This is a genomic window from Streptomyces sp. BBFR25 (genome assembly GCF_044590125.1).
Classification (GTDB): domain Bacteria; phylum Actinomycetota; class Actinomycetes; order Streptomycetales; family Streptomycetaceae; genus Streptomyces; species Streptomyces canus_D.
Genome location: NZ_CP172447.1, coordinates 7,235,637 through 7,252,120 on the forward strand (window position 1 = coordinate 7,235,637; position 16,484 = coordinate 7,252,120).

12 protein-coding genes are annotated in these 16,484 nt (G+C 72.7%); 2 read left to right on the forward strand and 10 right to left on the reverse strand.

From position 1 onward, the window contains the following. Positions 1-53: 53 nt before the first annotated feature. The 3 genes from ACGH52_RS32490 to ACGH52_RS32500 all read right to left on the reverse strand — a co-directional run bounded on the left by ACGH52_RS32490 (position 54) and on the right by ACGH52_RS32500 (position 4,539). Positions 54-887, reverse strand: coding sequence for an aldo/keto reductase (locus ACGH52_RS32490; RefSeq protein WP_059300139.1), 834 nt, complete (start codon positions 885-887; stop codon positions 54-56). A gap of 83 nt (positions 888-970) precedes the next feature. Then, a complete protein-coding gene (locus tag ACGH52_RS32495; RefSeq protein WP_399944517.1) occupies positions 971-2,797 on the reverse strand; it encodes an AMP-dependent synthetase/ligase in 1,827 nt (608 codons plus the stop codon). Between the two features lie 227 nt (positions 2,798-3,024). Beyond that, positions 3,025-4,539 (reverse strand): MFS transporter, encoded by a 1,515-nt coding sequence (locus ACGH52_RS32500; RefSeq protein ID WP_121702683.1) that lies wholly within the window; start codon positions 4,537-4,539, stop codon positions 3,025-3,027. Positions 4,540-4,640: 101 nt separating this feature from the next. Here ACGH52_RS32500 and ACGH52_RS32505 point away from each other — a divergent pair, with 101 nt between their 5' ends. Next, on the forward strand, positions 4,641-5,639 hold the full coding sequence (locus ACGH52_RS32505) for an Lrp/AsnC family transcriptional regulator (RefSeq protein WP_193777697.1): 999 nt from the start codon (positions 4,641-4,643) through the stop codon (positions 5,637-5,639). Here ACGH52_RS32505 and ACGH52_RS32510 read toward each other — a convergent pair. Continuing rightward, positions 5,618-6,499 carry a LysR substrate-binding domain-containing protein gene (locus tag ACGH52_RS32510; RefSeq protein WP_121702682.1) on the reverse strand — a complete coding sequence of 294 codons (882 nt, stop codon included), beginning with the start codon at positions 6,497-6,499 and terminating at the stop codon, positions 5,618-5,620. The two genes, ACGH52_RS32505 and ACGH52_RS32510, sit on opposite strands and share 22 nt — an antisense overlap. A gap of 150 nt (positions 6,500-6,649) precedes the next feature. Here ACGH52_RS32510 and ACGH52_RS32515 point away from each other — a divergent pair, with 150 nt between their 5' ends. Then, entirely contained in the window at positions 6,650-7,687 is a 1,038-nt protein-coding gene (locus tag ACGH52_RS32515; RefSeq protein ID WP_399944522.1) for a bile acid:sodium symporter family protein, read from the forward strand. A gap of 25 nt (positions 7,688-7,712) precedes the next feature. Here the strand turns inward: ACGH52_RS32515 and ACGH52_RS32520 are convergent, their stop codons facing one another. The 6 genes from ACGH52_RS32520 to ACGH52_RS32545 all read right to left on the reverse strand — a co-directional run bounded on the left by ACGH52_RS32520 (position 7,713) and on the right by ACGH52_RS32545 (position 16,360). Then, entirely contained in the window at positions 7,713-9,629 is a 1,917-nt protein-coding gene (locus ACGH52_RS32520) for an exo-alpha-sialidase (protein WP_399944525.1), read from the reverse strand. Between the two features lie 197 nt (positions 9,630-9,826). Further along, positions 9,827-10,675: a formate dehydrogenase accessory sulfurtransferase FdhD gene (fdhD, locus tag ACGH52_RS32525; RefSeq protein WP_399944528.1), complete on the reverse strand. Its 849-nt coding sequence runs from the start codon at positions 10,673-10,675 to the stop codon at positions 9,827-9,829. 19 nt (positions 10,676-10,694) lie between these two features. Next, a complete protein-coding gene (locus ACGH52_RS32530; RefSeq protein WP_076977242.1) occupies positions 10,695-11,555 on the reverse strand; it encodes a 2Fe-2S iron-sulfur cluster-binding protein in 861 nt (286 codons plus the stop codon). Further along, complete coding sequence (locus tag ACGH52_RS32535; protein ID WP_399944532.1) at positions 11,552-13,483, reverse strand: NAD(P)H-dependent oxidoreductase subunit E; 1,932 nt, start codon at positions 13,481-13,483, stop codon at positions 11,552-11,554. The genes ACGH52_RS32530 and ACGH52_RS32535 overlap by 4 nt, the downstream gene beginning before the upstream one ends. After that, complete coding sequence (locus ACGH52_RS32540; protein ID WP_399944535.1) at positions 13,464-15,392, reverse strand: molybdopterin oxidoreductase family protein; 1,929 nt, start codon at positions 15,390-15,392, stop codon at positions 13,464-13,466. The genes ACGH52_RS32535 and ACGH52_RS32540 overlap by 20 nt, the downstream gene beginning before the upstream one ends. Further along, on the reverse strand, positions 15,389-16,360 hold the full coding sequence (locus ACGH52_RS32545; protein WP_399944538.1) for a 2-dehydropantoate 2-reductase: 972 nt from the start codon (positions 16,358-16,360) through the stop codon (positions 15,389-15,391). Before ACGH52_RS32545 ends, ACGH52_RS32540 begins: the two co-directional genes overlap by 4 nt. Positions 16,361-16,484: the final 124 nt, after the last annotated feature.

The following is a 16,484-nucleotide window of genomic DNA, read 5'->3' on the forward strand; positions in this document are numbered from 1 at the left end:
GACGGAGGGGCCCGGACGCGAACGCGTCCGGGCCCCTCCGTGTGCGGCACCGCTCAGGAGTTGACGTCCGCCGGGTCCGAACCCAGGCGCCGGTCCTCGTTCAGCGCGCTGATCGCCGCGAGGTCCTCGGTGTCCAGGGTGAAGCCGAACACGTCGATGTTCTCCTTGATCCGGGACGGCGTCACGGACTTCGGGATCACCACGTTGCCCAGCTGGAGGTGCCAGCGCAGCACGACCTGGGCCGGGGTGCGCCCGTGCTTCTGGGCGATCGCGACGATCGCCGGGATGTCCAGGATGCCCTTGCCGGAGCCGAGCGGGGACCAGGCCTCGGTGGCGATGCCCTGCTCCGCGTGCGCCTCGCGGGCCGCGTGCTGCTGGAGGTGGGGGTGCAGCTCGATCTGGTTGACGGCCGGGATCACCGACGTCTCGGCGGTCAGCCGCTCCAGGTGCTCCGGCAGGAAGTTGGACACACCGATGGCGCGGACCCGCCCGTCGGCCAGGAGCTTCTCGAACGCCTTGTAGGTGTCGACGTACTTCTCCCTGGCCGGCATGGGCCAGTGGATCAGGTAGAGGTCGAGGTACTCCAGCCCGAGCTTCGCCATCGAGGTGTCGAAGGCGCGGAGGGTGGAGTCGTACCCCTGGTCGCTGTTCCAGAGCTTGGTGGTGACGAAGAGATCCTCGCGGGCCAGGCCGGAGGCGGCGATCGCCCTGCCGGTGCCCTCTTCATTGCCGTAGATCGCCGCTGTGTCGATGCTGCGGTACCCGGCCTCCAGCGCCTGGGCGACGGCCGTCTCGGCCTCGTCGTCCGGCACCTGCCAGACGCCGAAGCCCAGCTGGGGCATCTCGACGCCGTTGTTCAGGATGATCGGGGGGACCTTGCTGCTCACGAGCTCTTGATCCTTCGGTTGTGGTCAGGTGGTACTCATATCGTCAACGATCACGAGCCCCGACGCATTCCTGACCGTGGAACTCACGCTGTGTAAAGCGCCTCGACCTCGGTGCCGTAGGCGTTCTCGATGGCCTTGCGCTTCAGCTTCAGCGAGGGGGTGAGCAGCCCGTGCTCCTCGGTGAACGGCTGGGCGAGGATGCGGAAGGTGCGGATCGACTCGGCCTGCGACACCAGCGTGTTGGCCGCGACGACCGCGCGCCGCACCTCCGTCTCCAGGTCGGCGTCGTGCACCAGGTCGGCCGGCGGCATCTGCGGCTTGTTGCGCATCGTCAGCCAGTGCTCGACCGCCTCGGTGTCCAGGGTGATGAGGGCGGCCACGTAGGGGCGGTCGTTGCCGACGACGATGCACTGGTTGACCAGCGGATGGTCGCGGACGCGCTCCTCCAGCAGACCGGGGGAGACGCTCTTGCCGCCGGAGGTCACCAGGATCTCCTTCTTGCGGCCGGTGATGGTGAGGTATCCGTCCTCGTCCAGCGCGCCCAGGTCTCCGGTGGCCAGCCAGCCGTCGTGCAGGGTCTCGTCGGTGGCCTTGGGGTTGTTCAGGTAGCCCTCGAAGACGTTGCCGCCGTTGAGCCAGATCTCGCCGTCGTCCGCGATGTGCACGGTGACGCCCGGCACGGGCTGCCCGACGGTGCCGTAGCGGGTGCGCTCGGGCGGGTTGGCGGTGGCGGCCGCCGTGGACTCGGTCAGGCCGTAGCCCTCGTAGATCTGCACACCCGCGCCCGCGAAGAACAGCCCGAGGCGCCGGTCCATCGCCGAGCCGCCCGACATGGCGTTGCGGATACGCCCGCCCATCGCGGCGCGCACCTTGGCGTAGACGAGCTTGTCGAAGAGCTGGTGCTGCATCCGCAGCCCCGCCGACGGTCCCGGCCCGATGCCCCAGGCCTTCGCCTCCACCGCCTCCGCGTACTTCACGGCCACGTCGACGGCCTTCTCGAAGGGACCGGCCTTCCCCTCCTTCTCGGCCTTGCGCCGCGCCGCGTTGAACACCTTCTCGAAGATGTACGGCACCGCCAGGATGAAGGTCGGCCGGAAGGCGGCCAGGTCGGGCAGCAGGGCCGAGGCGTTGAGCTGCGGCTGGTGGCCGAAGCGGACCTTGCCGCGGATCGCCGCGACCTCCACCATCCGGCCGAAGACATGCGCGAGCGGCAGGAACAGCAGGGTCGCCGCCTCGTCGCCCCGCTTGGAGTGGAACACCGGCTCCCAGCGCGCGATGACGGTGTCCGCCTCGTACATGAAGTTGCCGTGGGTCAGGACGCAGCCCTTGGGGCGGCCGGTGGTGCCGGAGGTGTAGATGACGGTGGCCACCGACTCCGGGGTGACCGCCTTGCGGTGCCGGTGGACCACCTCGTCGTCGAGGTGCGCGCCCGCGTCGTACAGCTCCTGCACGGCGCCGGAGTCCAGCTGCCACAGGCCGCGCAGGCGGGGGAGCCGGTCGATGACGGTGGCGATGGTCATCGCGTGGTCCTCGTGCTCCACGACCGCGGCCGTCACCTCGGCGTCGTAGAGCATCCACATGCACTGCTCGGCCGAGGAGGTCGGGTAGATAGGCACCACCTGGGCGCCGATCGTCCACAGGGCGAAGTCGAAGAGGGTCCACTCGTAGCGGGTGCGGGACATGATGGCGACCCGGTCGCCGAAGCGGATGCCCTGGGCGAGGAGCCCCTTGGCGAGGGCCAGCACCTCGTCGCGGAAGGCGCCGGCGGTGACGTCCCGCCACTGCCCGGCCCCGTCCTTGCGGCCGAGCGCGATGTGCCGCGGGTCCTCCTGGGCATGCTCGAAGACGACGTCGGCCAGACCGCCCACCGGTGGTGCCGACGCCAACGGAGGACTGGTGAACTCGCGCAAACCCCGCTCCCCGCTTTTCGATCCCCGCTTTTCGATGACGTCCCCGCACAGCGCGGTGAAAGCTACCCCACCCGCCGCGGGGACGGGAGGGGCGCCAAAATCGAACAGGGCTCATGTTCGCGCTGGTCAGCGAGAGAAAATGCGCTCACATGGGGAAGGGTCGGACAGATTCCTGACGGTTGAGTAAGTTTCGGTGCCGTAATCTCCACCGAATCTGTACGACCCGCTTACCGCCGGTACGGGGGTGCCGGAACGGCCTCCTCCTCTTTCAGCGCGGGCTGCGCGGATTCCGTCACACCGCCGCTCCGGCCGCCGCGGTCGGCCCTGACCAGGACGAGCACCAGCACCCCGGCGACCGCCGCGACCGCGCCCGCGGTCACCGCCGCCGCGTTCAGTCCGGAGGCGAACGCGGCCCGCAGCGCGTGCTCGCCGAACACGCCCCGCAGGGCCCCCGCCGCACCGCCCGCCAGACCGTGCGCCGCCTCGTGCGGCAGCGCGTCCTCCATCCGCGAGGTCAGCACCGTGCCGAACACGGCGATGCCGAGCGCGTACCCGAGCTGCCGGAAGGTGTTGACCGCGCCCCCGGCCATGCCGGACCGCTCCGCCGGTACCGCAGCCAGCGCCGCGCCCGCGATCCCGGGCGAGACCAGACCCGTCCCGACACCCACCAGGAGCAGCCCCGGCACCAGGGCGGACGCGGTGGACCCCGCGTCCAGGAACGCCATGCAGAACTGGCCCGCCGCGATCAGCAGCAGCCCGCCCCCGATGGTCAGCCGCGCCGGCACCCCGTGCAGCAGCCGCCCGCCCGCCGCGGCCACCAGGAACGACGCCAGCGACAGCCACACGAACACCAGCCCGCCCCGCACGGGGCTCATCCCCAGCAGCGTCTGCAGCCATATGGAGGTGTACGCCATCACGCCGAACGCCGCCGCGTTGAAGGCCAGCCCGCCCAGCATCACGCCCGAGAACGCGGGCCGCAGGAACAGCCGCGGATCGAGCAGCGGATCGGCGCTCCGGTGCTCCACGGCGACGAACACGCCCAGCGCGAGCGCCGCGAGCCCGAAGGAGGCGAGCGTGCCGCCCTCCGTCCAGCCGTGCGACCCGGCCCGCACCGCCCCGTACGTCAGCGCCCCGGCGAAGGCGGCGAACAGCGCCGTCCCCGCCCAGTCCACGCGGCGCCCGGCCGCCCCGCGGGACTCCGGTACCACGCGCAGTGTCAGCCAGACCGCCGCCACGCTCACCGGCAGGTTCACCCAGAAGATCCAGCGCCAGCCCGGACCGTCGGTGAGCAGTCCGCCCAGCACCGGGCCCACGGCCGCCGCCGCGCCGCTGACCGCGCCCCACACCCCGAGCGCCATCGACCGCCGGCGCCCCTGGTAGACCGAGCCGAGCAGCGGCAGCGTGGTGGCGAACATCGCCGCCGCGCCCACCCCCTGCAGTCCGCGCGCGGCGACCAGCATCCCCGGCCCGGTGGCCAGCCCGCACAGCAGCGACGCCGCCGCGAACAGCACCACGCCCGCCACGTGCACCCGGCGCCGTCCCAGGACGTCGGCCGCGGCGCCCATCCCCAGCAGCAGCGCGGCCAGTGCCAGCGCGTAGCCGTCCATCACCCACTGCAGATCGCTCAGCGACGCGTGCAGCCCCCTGGCCATGTCCGGCAGCGCGACCACCGCGATGGTCACGTCCAGCAGCAGCATGAACGTCCCCAGGCACACCGCCGTGAGCGGCCCCCATGTACGCATATTTCGTCTTCTTCCTGTGTGCTACGAGTGTCTCTGCCTCCGTACGATGGATCGGCACCGGCAGATTGACCCCGTTCATGGCGCTCCCGTGACGGAATCCGATGGGAGAGACCGCGTTGCGGATGGAATCCGACACCTTCGACGAACTCGACCTGAGCGTGCTCGCCGCGCTGGAAGTGAACGGCCGCGCCTCCTTCAGCCGCATCGGCGCGGTGCTCGGCGTCTCCGACCAGACCGTCGCCCGCCGCTTCCGCAGGCTGCGCGCCGAGGGCGGGCTGCGGGTGGTCGCCGTCCGGGACGCCGAGCGGCTCGGCCAGGACCACTGGACGCTGCGCCTGCGCTGCGTCCCCGACAGCGCGCTCGCCATCGCGGACGCCCTCGCCAAGCGGCCCGACACCAACTGGATCGGGCTGGCCGCGGGCGGCACCGAGGTCGTCTTCGGCACCCGGCCGCGCAATCCCGGCGACCGGGACGACCTGCTCCTCGGCAAGCTGCCGCGCACCCCGCGCGTCCTGGAGATCCACGCCCACCAGATCCTGCACCGCTTCTACGGCGGCCCGAGCGGCTGGCTCGGCAAGTTCGGCGTCCTCGGCGACGACCAGGTCGCCGCGCTGCGCCCGGACACCGGGCCCCGCCCGCCGGGGCCTGCCCGCATCGACCCCGAGGACGAGCCGCTGCTCGCCGTCCTGGAGCGCGACGGGCGCGCCGGACTCCCCGAACTCCAGCGCGCCACCGGCCGCTCCGAGTCCGCGGTCAAACGCCGTCTCGCCGCACTGCTCGGCTCCGGCGCCGTGTACATCGACGTGGAGTACGACTCGGAGATCCTCGGACACCCCACCGCCGCCGTGCTGTGGCTCACCACCACCCCGGCCGCGCTGCACCGGGTCGGCGAGGCCCTCGCCGCCCACGACGAGATCGCCCACGCCGCCGCCACCGCGGGCCCGTCCAACATCGTCGCCACCGCGGTCTTCCGCAGCACCGCCGACCTCTACGCCTACCTCAGCGGCCCGCTCGGCCGCCTGGAGGGCCTCCAGCACGTGGAGGCCTCGCCGTTCCTGCGCCGGGTCAAGCAGCTCACCTATCCGAGCCCCGTGCGCTGAGGCCGGTGCAGCCGGTCGCCGCCCGCCAGGATCGCCGCCGCCAGCGCGTCCGCGGCACCCTGTGCGGACGGGCGGCGCCGGCCGTGCACCAGCACGAAGTCGACGCCGCCCAGCTCGGGCAGCCCGGCCCGGTCCGGCACTCGCACGAGACCGGGCGGGACGAGGCCGCGCGAGTGCGCCATCACGCCCAGGCCCGCGCGGGCGGCCGCGATCAGACCGTTGAGGCTGCCGCTGGTGCACGCGACGTGCCAGGCCCTGCCCTGGCGTTGCAGGGCGTCCAGCGCCAGCGCGCGGGTGATGCCCGGCGGCGGATAGACGATGAGCGGCACCGGCCGGTCCGGTGCCAGCCGCAGCCGCGGCGCTCCGATCCACACCAGCCGGTCGCTCCACACCGGCTCGCCGCGCGGGTCCTCGGGCCGCCGCTTGGCCAGCACCAGGTCCAGCTTCCCGGCCGCCAGCCGCTCGTGCAGCGTGCCCGACAGCTCCACCGTCAGCTCCAGGTCGACCTCGGGGTGCTCGTGCCGGAAGGACTCCAGGATCTCCGGAAGACGGGTCAGCACGAAGTCCTCGGACGCGCCGAACCGCAGCCGCCCGCGCAGCCGCGTGCCCGTGAAGAAGGCCGTCGCCTGCTCGTGCACCTCCAGGATCCGGCGCGCGAACCCGAGCATCGCCTCCCCGTCCTCCGTCAGCTCCACGGAGTGCGTGTCCCGGCTGAACAACTGCCGCCCGGTGGCCTCCTCCAGGCGCCGCACGTGCTGGCTGACCGTCGACTGGCGCAGCCCGAGCCGCCGGGCGGCCTGCGTGAAGCTCAGCGTCTGGGCCACCGACAGGAAGGTACGCAGGTGGGAGGGGTCGTACATGCCGCCAGACTAGCGCGGTCATCGGCGATCGCGATGACAGTCAGAGCGGTATACCGGATTCCCGATCGCCGGGCGGGGGAGCACGATGGAGCGGGGACCCGTGACCCGTCGAACGAGCGGAACGAGTGAACAGCGAGCATGTGGAGCACCGTGAAACGCCTGAGTTGGCCGCGCTGGATGCCGATCGACCCGTACATCCTGCTGCTGCTCGGCACGGTGGGACTCGCGGCGCTGCTCCCGGCCCGCGGCACGGGCGCGGACGTCGCCTCCGGCGCCTCGACCGGCGCGATCGCGTTCCTCTTCTTCCTCTACGGGGCCCGGCTGTCCACCCGTGAGGCGATGGACGGCGTCCGGCACTGGCGGCTCCACGTCACCGTGCTGGCCTGCACCTTCGTGGTGTTCCCGCTGCTCGGCCTCGCGTCCCGCGGCCTGGTCCCGGTCTTCCTGACCGACCCCCTCTACCAGGGCCTGCTCTTCCTCACCCTGGTCCCGTCGACCATCCAGTCGTCGATCGCCTTCACCTCCATCGCCCGCGGCAACGTGCCCGCCGCCATCTGCGCCGGGTCCTTCTCCTCGCTGGTCGGCATCGTCGTCACCCCGCTGCTGGCCGCCGCCCTGCTGGGCGGCAGCGGGGGCGGGTTCTCCGCCGACTCGGTGGTGGAGATCGTGCTGAAACTGCTGGTGCCCTTCGTGGCCGGGCAGCTGCTGCGCCGCTGGATCGGGGGCTTCGTCGCCCGGCACAAGAAGGTGCTCGGGCTCGTCGACCGCGGCTCGATCCTCCTGGTCGTCTACACGGCGTTCAGCGAGGGCATGGTCCAGGGCATCTGGCACCAGGTGAGCCCGGTGCGGCTGGCCGGGCTGCTGGCCGTCGAGGCGGTCCTGCTGGCCGTGATGCTGCTCCTGACCTGGTACGGGGCGAAGGGCCTCGGCTTCGGGCGCCAGGACCGGATCGCGATCCAGTTCGCCGGGTCCAAGAAGTCGCTGGCCGCCGGACTGCCCATGGCCGGCGTCCTGTTCGGCGCCCACGCCTCGCTGGCGGTACTGCCGCTGATGCTCTTCCACCAGATGCAGCTGATGGTGTGCGCGGTGATCGCCAAGCGGCGCTCGCGCGACCCGGAGGCCCTCCCGTCCGAGGAGCCGGCCGCCCCGGCGCGCACCGCGGTCGGCACCGGCGGCCGTTCCCGCTGAGACCCGCGCGCCCGCGCGGTGCCGGTCAGCCGCCCGTGCCCGCCCCGTCCACCCGGTCCAGGGGCAGGTGCAGGACGGCGTTCCCGGTGGCGGCGGGCGGGTCCCCCGCGGCGATCTCCGCGTCCGTCAGGGCCCGGTTCCACACGTGGACGTCGTCGACGGCGCCGGTGAAGCGGGCCCGGCCGTCGACCCGTTCGCCGAGGTGCACCCCGAAGGGCGAGTTCCGGCTGGCCGAACCCGGCACGTCCGCCGCGTCCGCCGCCGCCGTACCGTCGACGAACAACGTGAGCCGTCCCCCGCCGCGACGCAGGGCCAGACGGTGCCACTGCCCGTCGTTGAGGGCCCGGTCGGCGCGCACCCAGGCCGAGCGCGGGGCCGCCGCGCCGTCGCGCGCGGTGATCAGGCCCTGCACCCGCCCGTTGCCCGGCTCGGCGCGCAGCCACACCTGGGGCTGCGTCGTGCCGACGCCGCCCATCCACAGCAGCGGCTGCTCCCCGCCGGAAGCCGAGTACCTGAACCGCAGCGACGCCGTGAAGTCCCCCTCCCCGAGCGTCAGCCGCCCGTCGTAGGGCAGTCGTACGGCGTCGTCGGCGCCGTCGAACGCGAGGGCGCCGCCCACCGCGCCGTCCGTCGTACCGGCGCCGCCGAGCACCGCCGCGGGCGCCGCACCGGGCGCGAGGTCGGGGGTGGTCGGGTCGGCGGGCCGGCGTGGCGCGAGCCAGTCCTCGGTGAAGCGGGCGAAGCGGATCTCGTCGCGGGCGTCCAGCGCCCCGCCCTCGTACAGCAGGCCCACGGTGCCGTCGTCGACGGCCACCAGGTCCGAGTAGCCCGACCAGTCCCGGGTGACGAGCGTGCCGCGGTCCACGCTGTCCCAGGTGGCGCCGCCGTCCCAGGAGGAGCGGACCGTCATGGTCCGGCGGCGGTCGGGGTCGGCCGGTGCGGACAGCAGGGTGCGGTCGCCGAGGCGCAGCACCGCGCCCTGCACCTGCGGGGCGTACAGGTCGGGCAGGGCCCGGAAGGGGGCCGCGAAGGTGTCGCCGCCGTCACGGCTGAGGGCCTGGGTGCGGTGGCCGAGGTCGGTGCCGTTCTCCTCCCGGCCGCTGACCAGGAGGGCGCCGTCGGCACGTTCGGTGAGGGTCAGTTCGGAGGGCTTCTGCCGGAAGGTGCCGTCGGCGGCGACGGGCCAGGTGTCGGTGGCACCCACCTTCCAGTGCTCGCCGCCGTCGTCGCTGACCACGAGGGCCGCGTGGTTGGCGGTGACCTTCCCCCAGCCTCCGGCCGGGGGGACCCCCATCTCGCTTCGCTCGCCGTCCCACGTCTCGGCGTTGACACCGACGACGAGCCGGCCCGGGTGGGCGCCGCCGGTGAGCTGGACGCCGTGCACGGGGCCGGTGGCGTACCAGGAATTCCAGTCGGGCGGCAGGATCTCGGGGCTCAGGTCGCGGGGCACGGACCAGGTGCGGCCGTCGTCGTCGCTGTACTGGAGGTGCGGCGTGCGGGCGCAGGGCACCGCGCAGTTGGCGGCGTCCGTGCGGCCCGCGTTGTACGTCTCCAGCAGCAGGACGCGGCCGGTGGCACGGTCGACGACCGGGGCCGGATTGCCGTGGGTGTCGCCGCCGCCGTCGTTGACGACCTGGAGCGGACCCCAGGTGAGTCCGCCGTCGGTGGAGCGTTTGAGGACGACGTCGATGTCGCCGGCGTCCCCGCAGTCGAGGACGCGGCCCTCGGCGAAGGCGAGCAGGGTGCCGTCCGTCGTGCGCACGATCGCCGGGATGCGGAAGCAGGCGTAGCCGCCGGGGTCGCGGGCCGCGTCGAAGAGCACCTGCTCCTCGAACCCGGGTGCGCGGTCGTCGGGTTGCCCGTGCGCCGGGACGGCGGACAGCACGAGCGCGCACGACGCGGCGAGCGCGAGCCGAAGCGGTCGGGGAGAGCGAGGCGGCATGGCGCGGTCTGCCCTTCGGGCTGCTGTCGGGAGGGGACCCTTCGTCCGGACATCAGTACAAGAGGTGTCCCGTGTCCGCGGGGACCGCGCCGTCCCCCGCGTGTCGGACACCGACGTGGAAGAGGCGGGGCCCCTGGGGCGCAGGGGGCGCTCCCCGCCGGCAGGGGCCCCGCCGCCGTGCCGCGGGGAGAGGTGGGTCAGCCCTGGGCGGCCGCGGCCCGCAGGGCGACCCGGTCCTCACCCGCGTACACGTTCATGGAGCTGCCGCGCAGGAAGCCCACCAGGGTCAGCCCGGTCTCGGCGGCCAGGTCCACGGCCAGCGAGGACGGCGCCGACACCGCGGCCAGCACCGGGATGCCCGCCATCACGGCCTTCTGCGCCAGCTCGAAGGAGGCCCGGCCCGACACCAGCAGCACGGACCGGGACAACGGCAGGTCCCCGTTCTGCAGGGCGCGCCCGACCAGCTTGTCGACCGCGTTGTGCCGACCCACGTCCTCCCGTACGTCCACCAGTTCGCCGTCCTCGGTGAACAGCGCCGCCGCGTGCAGCCCGCCGGTCCGGTCGAAGACTCGCTGGGAGGCGCGCAGCCGGTCCGGCAGTTCCGCGAGGAGTTCCGGGGTGACGCGGACCGGGGGAGTGTCGGCGATGGGCCAGCGGGCCGTCGTACGCACCGCGTCCAGGCTCGCCTTGCCGCACAGGCCGCAGGAGGAGGTGGTGTAGACGTTCCGCTCCAGGGTGATGTCCGGGATTCGCACACCGGGGGAGGTCTTCACGTCGACCACGTTGTAGGTGTTGGACCCGTCGACCGTGGCGCCCGCGCAGTACACGATGTTCTGGAGGTCGGCCTGCTTGGCGAGCACGCCCTCGCTCACCAGGAAACCCGCCGCCAGCGCGAAGTCGTCGCCCGGGGTGCGCATCGTGATGGCGAGCGGCTTGCCGTTCAGCCGGATCTCCAGCGGTTCCTCGGCGACGAGCGTGTCCGGGCGGGAGGAGACCGCCCCGTCCCTGATGCGGATGACCTTGCGTCGTTCCGTGACGCGTCCCATGTCGTGCCCCTTGTGCCGGTCAGTCCCGGTTCTGTACGTGCTGGTAGCCGAAGCGGCCCTTGATGCAGAGGTTGCCGTGGGTCACCGGGTTGTCGTGCGGTGAGGTGACCTTCACGATCTCATTGTCCTGCACGTGGAGCGTGAGATTGCAGCCCACTCCGCAGTACGCGCACACCGTCGTCGTCTCGGTCTGCCGCTCCTCGTCCCAGGTGCCCGCCGCCCGCATGTCGAACTCCGACTTGAAGGAGAGCGCCCCCGTGGGGCACACCTCGATGCAGTTGCCGCAGTAGACGCACGCCGAATCGGTCAGCGGGCCGTCGTGCTCGACCGAGATCCGGGCGTCGAAGCCGCGGCCGGAGACGGAGATGGCGAAGCTGTTCTGCCACTGGTCGCCGCAGGCATCCACGCACTTGTAGCAGAGGATGCACTTGCCGTAGTCGCGTACGTAGAGGTCGTTGTCGACGCGCGGTTCCTCGTCGACGCGGGCCGCGTCCGGGCCGAAGCGGTCGGGCTCGGCCGCGTACTCCTTGATCCACTGTGCGACCGAGGGGGTCGTGGAGAGGTCGACCGAGGAGGCGAGGAGTTCGAGGACGACCTTGCGGCTGTGCCGGGCGCGTTCGGTGTCCGTGCGCACGACCATGCCGGGCTCGGCCCTGCGCGAGCAGGCCGGTGCGAGGGTCCTGGCGCCCTCGACGTCCACCACGCAGACCCGGCAGGCGTTCTTCGGCGTGAGCGTGTCGCCCTCGCACAGGGTCGGGACGTCCTTCCCGGCCGCCCGGCAGGCGTCGAGGATCGTCGACCCTTCGGGGACCCTGGCCTCCTGCCCGTCGAGGGTGAACTCCACCAGGCGGCGCGGCACTCCGAGCGGTATCGCGGTCATTCGTACGCCCCCAGACGGTCGATGGCGGATTCCACGGCGTTCCACGCGGTCTGCCCCAGACCGCAGATCGAGGCGTCCCGCATCGCTCGGCCGACATCGCGCAGCAGGGCGATGTCGTCGGCCGCCGCGGCGCCCGTGCGGTCGGCGATCCGGTGCAGCGCCTCCTCCTGGCGGACGGTGCCGACCCGGCACGGCACGCACTGACCGCACGACTCGTCGCGGAAGAACTCGGCGATGCGGAGCAGGAGGCGGGGGAGCGGGACCGTGTCGTCGAAGGCCATGACGACGCCGGAGCCCAGGGTCGTGCCCGCCTCGCGGGTGCCCTCGAAGGTGAGCGGGATGTCCAGTTCGTCGGGGCGGACGAAACCGCCGGCGGCACCGCCGAGCAGGACCGCTCGGAGGTGGTCGCGGACCCCGGCGAGGGTGAGCAGTTCGCCGAGCGTGGCGCCGAAGGGGAGTTCGTAGACGCCGGGGCGGGCCACCGAGCCCGACACGCAGAACAGCTTCGGGCCGGTGGACGTGGGGGTGCCGGTCGCGGCGTACGCCTGGGCGCCCCTCGTCAGGATGGGGAGGACGTTGACCAGGGTCTCCACGTTGTTCTCCACCGTCGGTTTGCCGAACAGGCCCTTCTCGACGGGGAACGGGGGCTTGGAGCGGGGCTCGCCGCGGTAGCCCTCGATGGAGTTGAACAGGGCCGTCTCCTCGCCGCAGATGTAGGCGCCGGCGCCGCGCCGGATCTCGATGTCGAAGGCGTAGCCCTGGCCGAGGACGTCGTCGCCGAGCAGGCCGCGGGTGCGGGCCTGTTCCACGGCGTGGGTGAGGCGGGCGAGGGCGCGGGGGTACTCGCCGCGGAGGTAGAGGTAGCCCTGGTGGGCGCCGGTCGCGTAGGCCGCGATCGTCATCGCCTCGACCAGGGCGTACGGGTCGCCCTCCATGAGGACGCGGTCCTTGAAGGTGCCCGGTTCGGATTCGTCGGCGTTGCAGACCAGGTAGTGCGGGTGGTCGGGCTGGGCGGCCGTCGCCTGCCACTTGCGGCCGGTGGGGAAGGCGGCGCCGCCCCGGCCGACCAGGCCGGCGTCGGTGACCTCGCGGATGACGGCGGCGGGGCCGAGGGTGAAGGCGCGGCGGAGGGCGGTGTAGCCGCCGTGGGCGCGGTAGTCGTCGAGGGAGGTGGGGTCGGTGGTGCCGATGCGGTGGAGGAGGGTGAGGTTCGGGTCGCCGGTCTGGGGGACGGCGGCTTCGGGGGCGGGTTCGGCGGGGGCGGTTTCGGGGGCGGTGGCCGCCGCGACCGCTCGGTCGGGGGTTGCGGGGGCGCATACCGCCGTCGCGTGGAGGGTGTTTCGCCCCCGCCGCCCCTTCCCGTTCCCGTCCCCGGGGGCTGCCGCCCCCGGACCCCCGCTTTCGGCCTGGACGGCCTCGTCCTCAAGCGCCGGACGGGCTGGATCGCCCGCCCGGATCGTCAAAGTTGCCGGGGCCCGTTCGCACAGGCCCAGGCAGGGGGATCGCTCGACCTTCACGCCGCTCTCCGGGCCCAGGCGTGTCTCCACCGCCGCGCACAGCTCACTCGCGCCCGCCGCCGTGCACGCCAGGTCCGTGCAGACGTGCAGGACGGTCGCCGGGCGGGGGCGGACGGAGAACATGGCGTAGAAGGTGGCCACCCCGTACGCCTCGGCCGGGGGGACCGTCAGGCGGCGGCACACGTAGTCCAGGGCGCCCTCGCTGATCCAGCCGACCCGGTCGTTGAGCGCGTGCAGGGCCGGGAGGAGCTGGTCGCGGCGGGCCCGGGCCTCACGGCCGCCGCGCGCCCATCTGAGGTCCGCGTCGGAGCGGTCCGCGCCCTCCCAGGAGGACTCGGGCGGGCCGAGCAGGGCGTCCACGGCCTCGCGTTCCTCGTCCGTGGGTTTGCCGTCACCGAAGCGCAGGTCCACCGGTGCTCACCTTCTCGATCCGGATCGCCGAGGCCTTGAACTCCGCCGTCCCGGCGATCGGGCAGTTGGCCTCGATGGTCAGCTGGTTGGTGTCCACCTCGTCGGGAAAGTGGAAGCTCATGAAGGCCAGTCCGGGACGCAGGGCCGGGTCGACCCAGACCGGGGCCAGCAACGAGCCGCGCCGTGAGGTCACCCGGACCTCCTCGCCGACCACGACCCCGTAGCGTTCGGCGTCCTCGGGGCAGAGTTCGACGGACTCGCCGCGGCGCAGGGGTGAGGAGTAACTCCCGCTCTGCACACCCGTGTTGTAGGAGTCGAGGCGGCGTCCGGTGGTCAGCCGGATCGGGTACCGCTCGTCGGTGAGGTCCACCGGCGGGTCGTGCCGGACGAGGCCGAAGGGGGCGCGGCGGCCCCGGGCGGCCGGGTCCCGGGCCCACAACCTGCCGTGCAGGTACGTAGGTTCCAGCTCCTCGGTGCTCGGGCACGGCCACTGGATGCCCTGGTGCTCCTCCAGGCGGGCGTACGTCATCCCGTGGTGGTCGGGGGAGAGGGAGCGCAGCTCGTTCCAGACGGCCTCCGCGTCGGCGTACTTCCAGTCGTGGCCCAGGTGGGACGCGAGGTCGCAGAGGATGTCGATGTCCTCCCGGGCCTCTCCCGGCGGGGTTACCGCCCGGCGCACGCGCTGGACGCGTCGCTCGCTGTTGGTGGTGGTGCCCTCGGTCTCCGCCCAGCCGGCCGTCGCCGGGAGGACCACGTCGGCCAGTTCTGCGGTCTTCGTCAGGAAGATGTCCTGGACCACCAGGAAGTCCAGGGCGCGCAGGCGGCGTACCGCCTGTTCGGCGTCCGCCTCCGACTGGGCCGGGTTCTCACCGATGCAGTAGACGGCGCGGAGCGTGCCCTCGTCCATCGCCTCGAACATCTCCGTCAGGGTGAGGCCGTGGCGCGGCTCGACCACCGTGTCCCACGCGGTCTCGAACTTCCGCCGGACTTCCGGGTCGAGCACGTCCTGGAAACCGGGGAGCCGGTTGGGGATGGCGCCCATGTCGCCGCCGCCCTGCACGTTGTTCTGGCCGCGCAGGGGTTGCAGGCCGGAGCCGTAGCGGCCGACGTGGCCGGTGAGCAGGGAGAGGTTGATCAGGGCGCGGACGTTGTCCGTGCCGTTGTGGTGCTCGGTGATGCCCAGGGTCCAGCACAGCTGGGCGCGCTCGGCGCGGGCGTAGGCGTGCGCCAGTTCGCGGATGGCGGCGGCCGGTACGCCCGTCACCTTCTCGGCCAGGGAGAGTGTCCAGGGTTCGACCAGGGCCTTGTAGTCGTCGTAGCCCGTCGTCGCGCGGGCGATGAAGGACTCGTTGGCCAGGCCCGCGTGGATGATCTCGCGGCCGACCGCGTGGGCCAGCGGGATGTCCGTGCCGACGTTCGGTCCGAGCCAGCTCTCCGCCCACTCGGCGGTGGAGGTGCGGCGCGGGTCGACGGCGTACATGCGGGCGCCGCCCCGTATGCCCTTCAGCACGTGCTGGAAGAAGATCGGGTGCGCGAAGCGGGCGTTGGAGCCCCACATCACGATGACGTCGGTGTGCTCGATCTCCTCGTAGGAGGAGGTGCCGCCGCCCGAGCCGAAGGCGGCCGACAGGCCCGCGACGCTCGGTGCGTGGCAGGTGCGGTTGCAGGAGTCGACGTTGTGGGTGCCCATGACCACCCGGGCGAACTTCTGCGCCACGTAGTTCATCTCGTTGGTCGCCCGGGCGCAGGAGAACATCCCGAACGCGCCGCGCGCCGCCGCCAGACCCCGGGCCGTGCGGTCCAGGGCCTCCTGCCAGGTCGCCCGGCGGAAGGGCTCGTCGCGCGCGTCCCGGACCAGGGGGTGGGTGAGGCGGGTGTAGGTCTTGGGGGTTCGGTCGCGTTTCGTCATGCGGCGCTCCTCAGCGCGAGCAGGTCCGACAGGGCGTGCACGGTGCGCAGGGTGGGCACCGGGACCCCGGTGATCTCCGCCAGCTCGACGACGGCCGCGAGCAGGACGTCGAGTTCGAGCGGCTTGCCGCGCTCCAGGTCCTGGAGCGTGGAGGTGCGGTGGTCGCCGACCCGCTCGGCGCCCGCGATCCGGCGTTCGATGGAGACGCCGACCTCGCAGCCGAGGGCCGCGGCGACCGCCAGCGTCTCGGTCATCATGGTCTCGATGACCGCGCGGGTGCCGCCGTGCCGGCACATCTGGCGCATGGTGGCCCGGACCAGGGCGCTGATCGGGTTGAAGGAGATGTTGCCCAGCAGCTTCAGCCAGATGTCGCCCCGCAGGTCCGGCTCGACCGGGCACTTCAGACCGCCCGACCGCATCGCCTCGCTGAGCGCCAGGCACCGCGGCGAGACCTCCCGGCCGGGCTCGCCGATCGAGAACCGGGTGCCTTCCACATGCCGTACCACGCCCGGCTGCTCCAGTTCGGTGGCCGCGTAGACGACACAGCCGACGGCCCGTTCGGGCGCGAGCACCGCACTGACCGCGCCGGCCGGGTCCACGCTCTCCAGACGGCGCCCGTCGTAGGGGCCGCCGTGCCGGTGGAAGTACCACCAGGGGATACCGTTCTGGGCGGCCACGACGGCCGTGGTCCGGTGCAGCAGCGGCTCGATCAGCGGCCCGCACGCCGCGTACGAGTTGGCCTTCAGACCCAGGAACACGTAGTCGACCGGGCCGACTTCGGCCGGGTCGTCGGTGGCACGCGGATGCGCGGTGAAGTCGCCGCGCGGGCTGCGCACCCGTACCCCGTACTGCCTCATGGCCGCGAGATGCGGTCCACGGGCGATGAGATGCACGTCGGCGCCCGCACGGTGGAGCGCGGCGCCGACGTAGGCGCCGATCGCCCCGGCGCCGAGGACTGCGACTTTCATGGCGGGGGAGCTCCGTTCGGTCGAGGGATACCGAGGAACCGGGAAGCGGAACAGAGAGACGGCCGATGATGTCGACGAAATATTGTCTACAGTATGGAAGTTGGGGCGGCAAGGCTTTGTGCAG

What these genes read in the sequence shown, in the direction of transcription:
- ACGH52_RS32520 (WP_399944525.1), bottom strand. Translation starts at nt 9,629, where the DNA reads ATGCCGCCTCGCTCTCCCCGACCGCTTCGGCTCGCGCTCGCCGCGTCG.
- fdhD (WP_399944528.1), bottom strand. Translation starts at nt 10,675, where the DNA reads ATGGGACGCGTCACGGAACGACGCAAGGTCATCCGCATCAGGGACGGG.
- ACGH52_RS32500 (WP_121702683.1), bottom strand. Translation starts at nt 4,539, where the DNA reads ATGCGTACATGGGGGCCGCTCACGGCGGTGTGCCTGGGGACGTTCATG.
- ACGH52_RS32505 (WP_193777697.1), top strand. Translation starts at nt 4,641, where the DNA reads ATGGGAGAGACCGCGTTGCGGATGGAATCCGACACCTTCGACGAACTC.
- ACGH52_RS32530 (WP_076977242.1), bottom strand. Translation starts at nt 11,555, where the DNA reads ATGACCGCGATACCGCTCGGAGTGCCGCGCCGCCTGGTGGAGTTCACC.
- ACGH52_RS32540 (WP_399944535.1), bottom strand. Translation starts at nt 15,392, where the DNA reads ATGACGAAACGCGACCGAACCCCCAAGACCTACACCCGCCTCACCCAC.
- ACGH52_RS32510 (WP_121702682.1), bottom strand. Translation starts at nt 6,499, where the DNA reads ATGTACGACCCCTCCCACCTGCGTACCTTCCTGTCGGTGGCCCAGACG.
- ACGH52_RS32545 (WP_399944538.1), bottom strand. Translation starts at nt 16,360, where the DNA reads ATGAAAGTCGCAGTCCTCGGCGCCGGGGCGATCGGCGCCTACGTCGGC.